This window comes from Serratia proteamaculans (assembly GCF_008830365.1).
Classification (GTDB): Bacteria; Pseudomonadota; Gammaproteobacteria; order Enterobacterales; family Enterobacteriaceae; genus Serratia; species Serratia proteamaculans.
This window is the reverse complement of sequence record NZ_WBKI01000001.1, coordinates 977,555-991,238: the sequence shown is the minus strand read 5'-3', so window position 1 is coordinate 991,238 and position 13,684 is coordinate 977,555. Positions and strand designations below refer to the sequence as shown.

At 56.8% G+C, this 13,684-nt stretch carries 9 protein-coding genes; 2 read left to right on the top strand and 7 right to left on the bottom strand.

The features are described 5' to 3' along the window. Positions 1 to 339: 339 nt before the first annotated feature. Positions 340 to 1,035 carry an L-ribulose-5-phosphate 4-epimerase gene (gene araD / locus F8R23_RS04665; RefSeq protein ID WP_129938208.1) on the top strand — a complete coding sequence of 232 codons (696 nt, stop codon included), beginning with the start codon at positions 340 to 342 and terminating at the stop codon, positions 1,033 to 1,035. A gap of 49 nt (positions 1,036 to 1,084) precedes the next feature. On the opposite strand, the gene F8R23_RS04660 is transcribed toward araD, so the two are convergent. The 3 genes from F8R23_RS04660 to F8R23_RS04650 are packed head-to-tail and all read right to left on the bottom strand — an operon-like array spanning position 1,085 to position 5,216. Further along, positions 1,085 to 1,831, bottom strand: a complete 747-nt coding sequence (locus tag F8R23_RS04660; RefSeq protein WP_099062875.1) for a DeoR/GlpR family DNA-binding transcription regulator — start codon at positions 1,829 to 1,831, stop codon at positions 1,085 to 1,087. 48 nt (positions 1,832 to 1,879) lie between these two features. Further along, entirely contained in the window at positions 1,880 to 4,312 is a 2,433-nt protein-coding gene (locus F8R23_RS04655; protein ID WP_151415329.1) for a formate C-acetyltransferase/glycerol dehydratase family glycyl radical enzyme, read from the bottom strand. Positions 4,313 to 4,316: 4 nt separating this feature from the next. Beyond that, positions 4,317 to 5,216, bottom strand: a complete 900-nt coding sequence (locus F8R23_RS04650) for a glycyl-radical enzyme activating protein (protein ID WP_129934516.1) — start codon at positions 5,214 to 5,216, stop codon at positions 4,317 to 4,319. Positions 5,217 to 5,362: 146 nt separating this feature from the next. On the opposite strand from F8R23_RS04650, the gene fsa reads away from it, so the two are divergent. Next, positions 5,363 to 6,028 carry a fructose-6-phosphate aldolase gene (fsa, locus tag F8R23_RS04645; protein ID WP_112348452.1) on the top strand — a complete coding sequence of 222 codons (666 nt, stop codon included), beginning with the start codon at positions 5,363 to 5,365 and terminating at the stop codon, positions 6,026 to 6,028. Between the two features lie 87 nt (positions 6,029 to 6,115). Here the strand turns inward: fsa and F8R23_RS04640 are convergent, their stop codons facing one another. The 4 genes from F8R23_RS04640 to F8R23_RS04625 all read right to left on the bottom strand — a co-directional run bounded on the left by F8R23_RS04640 (position 6,116) and on the right by F8R23_RS04625 (position 13,474). Next, positions 6,116 to 8,173, bottom strand: coding sequence for a carbon starvation CstA family protein (locus tag F8R23_RS04640; protein ID WP_099062878.1), 2,058 nt, complete (start codon positions 8,171 to 8,173; stop codon positions 6,116 to 6,118). A gap of 238 nt (positions 8,174 to 8,411) precedes the next feature. Beyond that, positions 8,412 to 10,346, bottom strand: a complete 1,935-nt coding sequence (locus tag F8R23_RS04635; protein ID WP_129934517.1) for an exoribonuclease II — start codon at positions 10,344 to 10,346, stop codon at positions 8,412 to 8,414. Between the two features lie 184 nt (positions 10,347 to 10,530). After that, a complete protein-coding gene (gene gloA, locus F8R23_RS04630) occupies positions 10,531 to 11,058 on the bottom strand; it encodes a lactoylglutathione lyase (RefSeq protein ID WP_129934518.1) in 528 nt (175 codons plus the stop codon). A gap of 109 nt (positions 11,059 to 11,167) precedes the next feature. Next, positions 11,168 to 13,474: an FdhF/YdeP family oxidoreductase gene (locus F8R23_RS04625; RefSeq protein ID WP_151415328.1), complete on the bottom strand. Its 2,307-nt coding sequence runs from the start codon at positions 13,472 to 13,474 to the stop codon at positions 11,168 to 11,170. Positions 13,475 to 13,684 lie beyond the last annotated feature (210 nt).

The following is a 13,684-nucleotide window of genomic DNA, read 5'->3' as shown; positions in this document are numbered from 1 at the left end:
CTTATGGGAGTGCCCTATAAGTATAGGCATGAACCCTAAATTCGGCCTGCTATTAGCTCCCAAAGCGTATCGATATAAAAAATGGCATTTTTTGTTAAAGGCAGAACAATTGAAAAGCCAGAAGCGCTCTCTCTGCCAATATCCACTATAAGCCTCTGCCTGACGATAAACAGGTAAATAGTCTTAAAGTCCATTCCCCACCTCTACAGGCCATTCACTCTGTGTCGCACAGTTCTCGGTTTCCAGCAGAAGGCTACGCGGTCTTTAGCGATTTACGCCATACCCTCTCAGAGCCGGCCTGCCGACAATATTCCCAACAGGTTTAAACGGGAAAGACACATGCTTAACGAACTCAAACAGCAGGTATTAGAGGCCAACCTGGCCCTGCCACGGCATCATCTGGTGACTTTTACCTGGGGTAACGTCAGCGCCGTCGATCGCCGTGAAGGGCTGATGGTGATCAAGCCTTCTGGGGTGGAATACGAGGTGATGACCCGTGATGACATGGTGGTGGTGGAACTGGAAAGCGGCAACGTAGTGGAGGGAGGTAAAAAGCCGTCATCGGACAGCGATACCCACCGCGTACTTTACCTTGAGTTTGGCGCCGCCGGGGGCATTGTCCATACCCATTCACGCCACGCTACCATTTGGGCGCAGGCGGGGCTGGACATTCCTGCCTGGGGGACCACGCACGCCGATTATTTTTATGGTGATATCCCCTGTACCCGACAGATGCGGAATGAGGAAATTAACGGCCGCTATGAATGGGAAACCGGCAGGGTGATTGTCGAAACCTTTGCTGAACGCCAGTTGGATCCTGCCGCGGTCCCCGCGATATTGGTACATTCGCACGGTCCTTTTACCTGGGGGAAGGATGCGGAAAACGCGGTGCATAATGCGGTGGTGTTGGAAGAGGTTGCCTATATGGGGATTTTTTCAAACCAACTGACGCCGGGGTTGGCGAATATGCAGCAGACACTGTTGGATAAACATTACCTGCGTAAGCACGGTAAGAATGCCTATTACGGCCAGTGATCTTCAGAATGGCCGCCGATCGACGGCCGTTCATATTCTTGCCTGACGCCTAGTCGTTCACTATATCCAACTGTATTCCCTGGCGTTTCAACTGGTGTTGATATTCCAGTGACAGCCGCGAATCGGTGATTACCCGATGCACTTTTCCCTGCTGAGTCAGCGGATTGGGCTGGATTTGGCCAAATTTGGACGAGTCGGTCAGGACAATATTTTCCACGCCTTTCGCCAGCACGGCATTAACCACGTCGGCACGCATCATATCGCGGCCGGTAAAGCCGGTGTCCGCATGGTAGCCGTCAATGCCGATAAACGCCTTGCTGAAATGAACCTGCTGAATGCACTGACGCGTTAAGGGGCCAACCACGGTTTCGCTCTTTTTCTGATACATGCCCCCCAGCACGATCACCTCGCAGTCGGTCTCTTTCAGCAGGTTGGCGATATAGTGGCTGACGGTGATCAACGTGATGCGCTTGCGTTCGGCAATGTAGCGAGCCAGCAACGCGTTGGCACTGCCGCTTTCGATGAAGATGGTCTCATCGTCGTTAACCAGCGAAGCGGCATACTGCGCCAGCTTTTGCTTGAGGGTGAAGTTGGACATCATGCGCGCATCGACGTCGTCACTTTCCAGCGCCAGCGCGGAGCCGTGTACCCGTTTCAGATAGCTGCGTTTCTCCAGCAAGTTCAAATCCTGGCGGATTGTCACCTCTGAAACGCCGGTGGCGGCAGCCAAATCGCTGACGCTGATGCGCCGGCGGTCGTTAACCAATTGCAATATTGTCTGTTGTCTAGAATTCATATCAACCTGATGTGCGGCCACCAAGGTGCGGCCGCTAATATTTATTGTTTAAATAGTATGTTCTGTTCGCGCAATAATATCATCCTGCGCGTCAGGGGATAATGCGGTAAAGAAAGCGGAATATCCAGCAACGCGAACCACTAAATCACGATACTGGTCAGGATGTTGCTTCGCCTTCAGCAGGGTTTCCCGCGACACGATGTTGTACTGCACATGCCAGCCCTGATAGGCCTCAAAGAAGGTACGCAACATCAACATCAGCTTTTCGCGATCGGCCGGGTTCTCCAGCGTGGTCGGGTTCAGCTTCTGGTTCAGCAGCACGCCACCGAGGATCGACGCGGTAGGCAACTTGGACAGCGAGTTGAACACGGCGGTAGGCCCCAGGTGATCGGTGCCGGAAGCCGGACTGGCACCTTCCGCCAGCGGCGTATGCGCTTTGCGGCCGTCCGGCGTTGCCAGGGTGGCGGCCCCAAAGGGGACGTTAGCTGAAATGGACGAGGTACCGGCGTAGTAAGTGCCGCCGATCGGGCCACGACCAAAACGGGTGTTCTGGTACTGCCTGAGTTCATCAATGTAGGTCTGATAAGCCCGCACCAGCAGTTGGTCAACTTCATCCACGTCGTTGCCGTATTTTGGCGCGGCGTTGAGCAGCCGCTGGCGTAACTGTTCGCCGCTCAGCCCGTCAAAGTCATTGGCTAGCGCAACCGCTAACTGCTGCTGACCAATCACGCCCTGTTCGAACACCAATTTGCGGACTGCCGCCAGGCTGTTGCCCAGGTTGGCGATACCGACCTGCAGGCCCGAAACCCAGTCGTATTTTGCCCCACCTTGCTTAATGCTTTTACCGCGCTCGATACAGTCGTCCACCAGTGCTGAGCACAGAATGTCGTGTGCATTTTCTTCCAGCACGCTATCGACCACGCACTCAATTTCAATCGACTTACGGGTGTAATAGCGGATCTGGTTGTCCCAGGCCCCCAACACCTGGTCGAAATGGCTGAAGTTGCCCTGTGACAGCGCCAGTTCCTGCGGCAGGAAGATCTGACCGGAAGTGGCATCGCGTCCCTGTTCCAACGTGGCGAGCAGCACGCGGGCGAAGTTGATAAAGCTCATACCGGTACAGCGGTAGCCCCACTTGCCCCCCACAGCGGTCTCGATGCAGCCGATTGCCGCATAGTCATAAGCATCCTGCGGTTCGACCCCCAGCTTGATAAACTCGGGAATGACGATTTCGTCGTTGTTGAAGGCAGGCATGCCAAATCCACAGCGGATCACCTGTACACAGGCGTCGAGAAAATCGCTGCTCATCCCGGCGTGGTAGCGCACGCTGAGGTTGGGTTGGGTAGAACGCAGGCGTCCACAAGATTCCAAAATGGTATAGGACAGGGGGTTAACCGCATCGCACGGCTTGCCGTCGACCAGTTGCTGCCCACCGATAGTTACGTTCTGATACAGCGGGCTGCCTGCCGAGGCTTTGGAGTGTGAGCCGGAACGGATCTTGTTGATCTCCAGCAGTTTCAGCCAGCAGCTGTGCAGCATTTCAATCGCGCGCTCGCGCGGCAAAGTTTGCTCCAGCTCGACATCACGGCGATACCAGGGATAGAGATATTGGTCGAGACGGCCAAAGGACACTGAATGCCCGTTGGATTCAATTTGTAGCGTCAACTGAATGAAGTAACACAGTTGCAGAGCCTGCCAAAAAGTCTGTGGTGGACGGTGGGCGATCAACTCGCAGTTTTCTGCGATGGCCAGCAACTCCTCACTGCGCCAGTGACGGCTTTCCGCCTGGGCCATGCTGTGGGCCAACCGGGCAAAGCGCAGGATATGTTCGCTCAGTGCTTCCAGCGTCAGGTCGATGGCCTTCAGGAATTGCTCTTGCTGCAGCTCTTGCCAGTCGGTGAGCCGAATGCGGCTGCGGCGCTCATCCACTTTGTCACGCAGCCCGTCGAGGCCTTTTTCCAGCAGCAGTGGGAAATTCACCGCCAGGTGTGCATCCCCCGAGGTCATATTACCTTCGGCCTTGATGATGCCGGTGGCCAGCAGGGCTTTTTGTTCATCGGTGAACATGCCGTAGCAGCGGTCCTGCACCGTTTGACCTCGCCACCATGTGCATACCTGGTGCAGAACTGCCTTATTCTCCTCGCTGACGGAAAAACCGGCACCCGGACGGTCGGCCAACTGGTCTATCTCATCTTCGACCCAACCGACGGTATATTCCGGGAAGATCGGCGCGGCGCGTAATTCGCTGGCCTGGTTGCCGATAATCAGCTCATCGTTGTCAATTCGCAGCGTGCGTTTGGCCAGATGGTTGGCCAACGCCAGTGCCCGGCGTACCGGCAAGGGTTTATCCAGATGCTGCTGATAGGCCTCGGTATAATGCTGTGCGCGTTCGGTGCAAACCGGCGGTTTGACGATATGGATCAGTGCGTTCTTGTGGGCCAGGGTACGTGCGGTCAGGGTGGTCAGGTCCAGCGTGGTCATGATGTTATCCTCGCAAAATGGCGGTCAGCCCTTTGGCTTCGGCGTACTGCTCGGCATAGGCCAGCAATTCGGGCGCATCCAGTGGGGTACGGGCAGCGTGATAATGTTCGCCAAGCAAGTGGTATTTATTGATGCCCAGCGTGTGATACGGCAGGAAATGGATCTCTTTGGCACCGGCTTCATCGGCAGCGAAATCGACAATCGCGCGGATAGAATGGCGATCGGCGTTAAATTCTGGGATCAGCGGTACGCGTACGGTAGTTGGGGTGCCATGGGCTGCCAGCCGGCGGAAGTTATCCATCACCCGTTTGGCGGATCCGCCGGTCCACTGTTTGAAACGTCGTTCATCGACGTGTTTCAGATCCGCCAGCATCAGGTCAAGCCAGGGCAGTGAAGGGGTGATGTGCGACCACGGGGTATGCAGGCAGGACTCTACCGCGGTATGAATACCGGCGTCATGACCGCGACGCAGCAGTTCTGCCGCCACGGTCGGTTGCATAAAGGGTTCACCGCCAGAAAGCGTCAGGCCCCCACCGGTACGTAAATAAAAGGGCCGGTCGCGCAACACTTCGGCCATGATATCGTCGATATTAACCGCGTTACCGCACAGGCTGAGTGCGCCGGTTGGGCAACGGGCGGCCAATGCGGCATAATCTTCATGGCTGAGCAAATCGCGTTGGATCACCAGGTTACCGTCTATCCGCCGGATTGCCGGCGAGTGGTCGTCTCCACACAGCGTGCAGCCGCTCAGGCACAGGCGAGGGTCGAACAGCAGATCGGCCTGTCGCGCGCGGCTTTCCGGGTTCTGGCACCAGAGGCAGCCGAGTGAGCAGCCCTTCAGGAATACCACGCTGCGAATGCCGGGGCCATCATGGGTGGAATAGCGCTGCAGATTGAAGATCACGAGTCACCTGTCATTCAGTTGCTTTACTGATGTCATTAAAGTTGTTTCGAATGAAAGTTGATTTGATTTCGATCAAATATAAACGCATTGCATGCCCTACTATGATGAGAGTTTGAATTCGCCCACAGAAGATTCAGGAGTCCATAATGGAGCTTTATCTCGATACCGCTGATGTGAACGCAGTAAAACGTCTGGCGCGCATCCTGCCGTTGCACGGTGTGACCACCAACCCAAGCATTGTTGCCAAAGAAGGAAAGCCCATTTGGGAGGTGTTACCGGCGCTGCGCGATGCGCTGGGGGGCACTGGCAAGCTGTTTGCTCAGGTGATGGCCAACGATGCCGAGCGCATGGTGGCCGAAGCGGCGTTGCTTCATCAGCGGGTGCCGGGGCTGGTGGTGAAGGTGCCGGCGACCGCGGAAGGGCTGGCTGCGATTAAAAAACTGAAGGCGATGTCGATCCCTACTTTGGGGACGGCGGTCTATGGTGCAGGTCAGGGGTTGTTGGCGGCGCTGGCCGGGGCGGAGTACGTGGCGCCTTACGTTAACCGTTTGGACGCGCAGGGCGGCGACGGTATCGAAATGGTGCATGAGTTGCAGCAGTTGCTGACGCTGCATGCGCCGGGAGCCCGGGTGTTGGCCGCCAGTTTTAAAACGCCGCGTCAGGCGTTGGCATGCTTGCTGGCGGGCTGCCAGGCCATCACCTTGCCGGTCGACGTGGCTGAGCAGTTCCTTACTGCCCCGGCGGTTCAGGCAGCGGTAGAAAAGTTCGAGCAGGATTGGCAGGGGGCGTTTGGGACTAACTTGCTGAACTGACTTGTGAAATAAGCGAAAAAAAGGGCACTGACTCAGTGCCCGGTTATTTATAAATAGTTGCGCGATATGCCGCACTCAATCGCAGGGTTAGCCATTCTCACGCAGGACGATCGGCGACTCTTTCACCGTTGGCTGGCTGGCGTTCAGCGCACGACGGATCACAAAGAAGGCGGAGACCAGCATGGTGACCGCTACCAGCATAAAGAAAGCACAGAGCGCGGCGTTAATCTGGTTGCTGAAAACGATGGTTTCCATATCCTTCAATGTTTTGGCAGGGGCGATCAACGTACCTTGCTCAATACCGTTAGAGAATTTCTTCGCCTGCGCCAGGAAGCCGATACTCGGTTTCTCATGGAAGATTTTCTGCCAGCCGGCGGTCATTGAGGTGATAAACAGCCAGACGGTCGGCAGGATAGTCACCCAGGCATAGCGCTGCTTTTTCATTTTGAACAGCACCACGGTACCGAGGATCAGCGCCATCGACGCCAGCATCTGGTTGCCGATACCAAACAGCGGCCACAGGGTGTTGATGCCGCCGAGCGGATCAACTACCCCCTGATACACAAAGAAGCCCCAGCCGGCGACGGCTACCGTAGTGCCCGCCAGATTACCGAACCACGAACGGTTATTGGCCAGCCTTGGGATTGCCACGCCGACCAAATCCTGCACCATAAAGCGACAGGCGCGGGTCCCGGCATCGACGGCGGTCAGAATAAACAGGGCTTCGAACAGAATGGCGAAGTGGTACCAGAACGCCATCATCGCGCGGCTGTTGAACACCTCGGTAATGATGTGCGCCATACCCACCGCAAAGGTCGGTGCGCCACCCGCACGTGACAGAATCGAATGCTCCCCAACGTCTTTGGCAATCATCGTCAGGGTTTCCGGGGTGATCATAAAGCCCCAACCGTTGATCACCTGCGAGGCATTCTCTACCGTGGTACCGATCAGCGCCGCCGGCGAGTTCATGGCGAAGTAAACGCCTGGATCGATGACCGAGGCGCAGATCAGGGCCATGATCGCCACGAAGGACTCCATCAGCATGGCGCCGTAGCCGATAAAACGGATGTGGCTTTCACGTTCCACCAGCTTCGGCGTAGTGCCGCTGGATACCAGTGCATGGAAGCCCGAAATCGAGCCGCAGGCGATGGTGATAAACAGGAACGGGAACAGCGAACCGGCGAATACCGGGCCACTGCCGTCGATAAAGCGCGATACCGCCGGCATTTTCATCTCTGGCATGGCGAAGACGATGCCGACCGCCAGCCCGATAATAACGCCAATCTTCATAAAGGTGGACAGATAGTCACGCGGTGCCAGCAGCAGCCACACTGGCAGCACCGAGGCGACGAAGCCATAGACCACCAGCACCCAGGTCAGCGTGGTGCCGTGCAGCGTGAAGAAGGGGCCCCAGTAGGGGTCTTGTGCCACATTGCCGCCATAAATGATCGCCAGCAGCATCAGGGCGAAGCCCACCACCGAGATTTCAGCGATTTTACCTGGACGGATGAAACGCATATACACGCCCATAAACAGCGCGATAGGAATGGTGGCGGCGATGGTGAACAATCCCCATGGGCTGTCGGCCAGGGCTTTTACCACCACCAGTGCCAGCGCGGACAGAATGATAATCATCACTCCCAGTGCGCCCAGCATGGTGATCACCCCGGCAAAGGCCCCCAGTTCCTGCTTGGCCATTTCACCCAACGAGCGACCGTCGCGGCGGGTGGAAATGAACAGGATCAGGAAGTCCTGCACCGCACCGGCCAGCATCACCCCCACCAGGATCCAGATGGTGCCGGGCAGAAAACCCATTTGCGCCGCCAGGATCGGGCCAACCAGCGGCCCGGCTCCGGCGATAGCGGCAAAGTGGTGACCAAACAGCACCCACTTGTTGGTAGGGACATAATCCAGCCCGTCATTGCGACGCTCCGCCGGCGTCATGCGGCGATCGTCGAGCTCAAATACTTTTTTGGCGATGAACAGGCTATAGAAGCGGTAAGCGATGCTGTAACAGGCAATCGCCGCCACCACCAGCCAAACCGCGTTGACATGTTCACCACGGCTAAGGGCCAGCATGGCGAAGGCAAATGCGCCCACCAACGCCACTACCAGCCAGATGATCCCAGACTTGACGTTCTTCATCTTCAACGACTCCTTGGTGTGCAGAAATAAAGAAAGCGATGTTGTTATGGATAATGGATACCCATTAAAAGTAGGAGTTTTGCGCGTGAAGAACAGCAGGTCGGATGAGAAATGTGATGCTGGTTAAGTAATGGCGTAAAAACAATGTGATGAGATTGTTGTGGTCATCAACAGGCGAAAAAAACACCGGAGGTTGACCCGTCCGGTGTTTGTCTGACGTGAGATGAGTCTCGCGGGGTTAGGCCGCCGGTCTGGCGATCACGCTGCGGGTTTCCATACGCACTTCGGCGATAGTGACCTGCAGGCTGTCACCCTGACGATAGACGACTTCGCCTTTGATCTGCACCGTGCCGGTATCTTGGCTGCAGACCATTTCATCACGCACCGCGTGAATAAACGGTGCCGGGATAAAGGCTACAGCACCGTTGTCCAGCAGGCGCACACGCAGCCCGCCGCGGGTCACGTCGATGATTTCCGCATTGAAGCGCTCATCGGTGCCAGCTTTATCTTTCAGGTAGCGAGCGTACAGCCAATCACCTACGTCGCGCTCCGCCATGCGGTTAAGACGACGGCGTTCGGCCAACTGGACGGTCACTTCATCCTGTGGTTTCTCAGCGGACTGCCCGGTAATAATGGCTTTCAGTAGGCGGTGGTTAACCATATCGCCGTATTTACGGATCGGTGAGGTCCAGGTGGCGTAGGCTTCCAGCCCCAGGCCGAAATGCGGGCCCGGTGTGGTGCTGATCTCGGCATAGGTCTGGGAACGACGGATGCGGCTGTCGAGGAACTGGGTCGGCTGTGAATCCAGGTGACGACGTAGTTCGCAGAACCCGTCCAGCGTCAGCAGTTTCTCGGCTTCGGCTTCTACGCCATTAGCCTGCAGCACGGTAACCGCCTGCTCGACCAGCAGCGGATCGAAACCGGTATGCACGTTGTAAATGCCGAAGCCCAGACGGTCACGCAGCACGATAGCGGCACAAACGTTAGAAGCAATCATGCACTCTTCAACGATGCGATTGGCGCTGCGGCGCTGCTCGGTGACGATCTCCAGCACTTCGCCTTTTTCGCCCAGCACAAAGCGGTAGTCAGGGCGATCCTTGAACACCAGAGCATGCTGGTGGCGCCAGGCGTTACGCACATCGCACACGCGCTTGAGCAGGGTGATTTGCTGCGCAATGTCGTCACTCGGCGGTTGCCAGCCGGCAATGCCTTCCAGCCAGTCGGACACTTCGTCATAAACCAGTTTGGCTTTTGACTCGATCTCGGCGGCGAAGAAGTGAATGTCGTTAGCCAATGCGCCGTCGGCACCGACGGTCACGCGGCAGGCCAGCACCGGACGGCGTTGGTTCGGGCGCAGTGAACACAGGTTTTCTGACAGGTCACGGGGCAACATCGGGATGTTGAAGCCCGGCAGGTAGTTGGTGAAGGCGCGCTTGCGGGCGATTTCATCCAATGGGCTACCTTGCTCGACGTAAGCGGTCGGATCGGCGATAGCGATGGTCAACTGCAGTGTGCCGTCGCCGTTGTCCTGCACGAACAGCGCATCGTCCATATCTTCGGTGCTGGCACTGTCGATGGTGACAAAGTTCAGCGCAGTCAGATCTTCACGCGGCAACGAAACGTCCGGCTCGCGGGTAGCGATCATTTCCGGGGCTTCTTTTTCCAGATTGTGACGGGCCAGAGTTACCCACCACGGTGCCAGGTGATCTTCACCGTCGGTAATGAAATGGGTCAGATCGGCGTTAAAGCCACGATCGCCCTTCAGCGGGTGGCGACACATTTGGGCAACTGCCCAGTCACCGGCCTGGAAGTTATGCTTCAGATCACGCGCTGGACGACATGGGATCGCGTCTTTCAGCAAAGGATGATCGGGCACGATGGACAAGCGGTCATCGCGCTTTTGCACACGGCCGACAAAACGCGACAGGAATGGCTCGATCAGGGTTTCCGGCTCGGCGATTTCGCGTTCTTTCTCGGTGTGCAGGGTCGCGCTCACCCGATCGCCGTGCATGACTTTCTTCATGTACGGTGGCGGAATGAAATAACTTTTTTGACCGTCTACTTCAAGAAAGCCAAAGCCTTTCTCAGTCCCTTTTACTACGCCTTCAACGCGCGGGGTCTGAGAGTGAAGTTGCTGTTTAAGCTGCGCCAGCAGCGGGTTATCTTGAAACATATCGTCCAGTGAATGGGTTGTGAGTGGCAAGATTTGCGGCTGACAGTTTTACGCGAATCACCTGCTGCGAGCAAGCCTAACGTCGTGGTTTCCCGCGTTGGCTCGTGATTTCATGGAATATCGAGCGTTCAATCGCCGGAAAGAAAAACCCCGGCTCAGCAGACCGGGGAGAAGTGGGGCGAAATCAGTCCTGTAGCGGCGTTGGCTGCAGTATTTCAATCCAGTAGTCGTCAGGATCTTTGATAAAGGCCACGTAGTTCATTCGGCCTTCATGCAGGCGCTTCTGGAAGTTCACACCCAACTGCTCAAAACGCTCACAGGCGGCACGCACGTCCGGCACGGTGACACACAGGTGGCCAAAGCCACGTGGCTCGCTGTTGCCGTTGTGGTAGTGGAAATCGGCCTGCTGTTCGCTGCCGTGATTATGGGTCAGTTCCAAAATGCCAGGCTGGCTCAGCACCCAGCGTTTGCGCTCGGCGTCATCCTGAGGGATCTGATTGCGTGGGCTACGGGTCAGATAGCAAATAGTAAACGCGGCTTCTTTGAATTCTTCCAGGTACACCGGGGTGAAACCCAGCACACGAGTATAAAAATCCAGCGCTTTGCTCAGGTCTTTGACACGGAGCATGGTGTGATTGAACACGTAGCCGTCGGTGACCGCTTCCGGTTGGGCAGTCACACCTGGCAACGTCAGTAAATCATTCAGTGGCATAGGATTCCCTCTTAGGTTGTCGGTACGACTCTAGGATAATTCAATGACCATCCCAAGTGATTTTTTCAACTATATATTAGCGCGCCCGGCGTAAACCGGGCGCTGCGGGTCAGGCGATACGCAGCGTCGGCTGCGCGACGCAACGGTGGATCTCAACCGGGATCGACTTGGAGGTCGGCGTGCCGGTGCCGTCACCAAAGCTGGCCAGGGGCACCAGCGGGTTGGTCTCGGGGTAATAGGCCGCCAGATTGCCGCGCGGGATATCGTAGCTCACCAGTTTGAAACCGCTCACCTTGCGGGTGATACCGTCATTCCACAGGGTTTCGATCTCCACCAGTTCGCCGTCCTGCATATCCAGTGCCGCCAGATCTTCCGGGTGAATAAACAGCACTTCTCGCTGGCCATACACGCCGCGATAGCGGTCATCCAGCCCGTAGATGGTGGTGTTGTACTGATCGTGCGAGCGCAAGGTCTGCAGTGTGAAGGGTGCCTGGCGACCATCCAACTGTGGGAACAGGCTGTCCGGCAACGGGGCAGCCCCGAATTCCGCCTTGCCGCTCGGCGTATTGAACCGCAGTTCGGCGGCGGCATTGCCCAGATAGAAACCGCCCGGCTGATCGCAGCGATGGTTAAAATCTTCGAAGCCCGGAATGGTGGCGGCAATATGATTGCGGATCAATGAATAGTCATCCGCCAACTCCAGCCAGTCGAGCTGTTGGTTGCCCAGTACCGCATCGGCAATACTGCAGACAATGGCGGTTTCCGAGCGTTGGGTTTCCGCCAGCGGCCTGCCGACGCCTTCAGAGGCATGCACCATGCTGAACGAGTCTTCTACCGTGATGTACTGCGGGCCGCTGGCCTGCAAGTCCTGCTCGGTGCGGCCCAACGTCGGCAGGATCAGTGCGTCCTTGCCGGTGACCAGATGGCTACGGTTAAGCTTGGTACTGATATGCACCGTGAGGTCGCAGCAGCGCAGAGCGCGGGCTGTGCGTTCGGTGTCCGGTGCGGCGGCGGCCAGATTACCGCCCAGCGCCAGCAAAACCTTCACTTCACCACGCAGCATGGCCTCAATCGCCTCTACCGTGTTATGGCCCGGTTCGCGTCGCGGCGAGAAGTTAAAATGTTGCTCCAGGCTGTCTAGCAGCGCCTTGGGCGACTTCTCATCAATACCCATGGTGCGGTTGCCTTGCACATTACTGTGGCCGCGTACCGGACACAGGCCGGCACCCGGTTTACCCAACTGGCCGAACAGCAGTTGCAGGTTGGTGATCTCACGCACCGTCGGTACTGAGTGTTTATGCTGGGTGATGCCCATCGCCCAGGTGCAGATCACGCGTTCGGCACCCTGATAAATGGCCGCCGCCTGGCGTAGTTGTGCTTCGCTGAGGCCGGACTGCTGGGTGATTTGCTCCCATGAGGTGGCATCTACCTGCGCCAGATAGCTCTCCACACCGACGCTGTGCTGCTCAATAAAGGCCAGGTCGAACAGGCCTGGCTCACCGGCAGCCAAGTGCTGACGGTGGCCTTCAAGCAAAGCTTTCACCATGCCGCGTACCGCGGCCATATCTCCGCCGAGGTTGGGTTGGAAATAGGACGAACTGATCGGTGATGACTTGGGCGTCAGCATTTGAATCGGACTTTGCGGATCGGCAAAGCGCTCCAGCCCACGTTCGCGCAGGGTGTTAAAACTGACAATACGCGCCCCACGGCTGGCCGCGTTTTTCAGGCTGTGCAACATGCGCGGGTGGTTGGTGCCGGGGTTCTGACCAAAGACGAAGATGGCATCGGCCTTTTCAAAATCATCCATACGGATGGTGCCTTTACCCACGCCGATGCTTTGTTTCAGCCCGACGCCGCTGGCTTCGTGGCACATGTTGGAGCAGTCAGGAAAGTTACTGGTGCCGAGCATGCGACCAAACAGTTGATACAGGTAGGAGGCTTCGTTACTGGCGCGCCCCGAGGTATACAGCTCGATCTGGTTCGGATTATCCATTTGCCTGATGTGCCGGGCAATCAATGCCAGCGCGTCTGGCCAACCGATCGGTTCATAGTGGTCGGTTTCGGCGTTATAGCGCATTGGGTGGGTGAGGCGGCCCTGATACTCAAGAAAGTAATCGCTTTGTTGCTGCAGAGTGCTGACGCTGTGAGCGGCAAAGAATTCCGGTTCGACCGCATTACGCGTGGCTTCCCAACTGACCGCCTTGGCGCCGTTTTCGCAGAAGCTGAAGGTGCTGTGATTATCATCGCCCCAGGCGCAGCCCGGGCAGTCGAAGCCACGGGCCTTATTTACGCGCATCAGGTTACGCAGATTTTTCAGCGTCTGTTTGCTGTCGAGCACATAGCGAGTGGTGGCTTCGAGTGAACCCCAGCCGCCCGCCGCGCCGGTATAAGGCTTTATTGCCGGTTTAAATTTCATTTTGGTCTTCGCAGGTGGTTGTAGCTAAAAAGTGAACGCTTTTTTAAGCGCTTTCAGTGTTTATGTCACAAGTTTAGGAGGGCGCGGCTTCAGCGTCTAATCGAATGGGGCTATGGCGGCATAGAGCCGGTTTATCGCATGCTCGGCCCGGGCAAACAAATGGTTGCATAATGACATGTGCTGAAAAAGAGTAATGATTCCGCTTTCGCC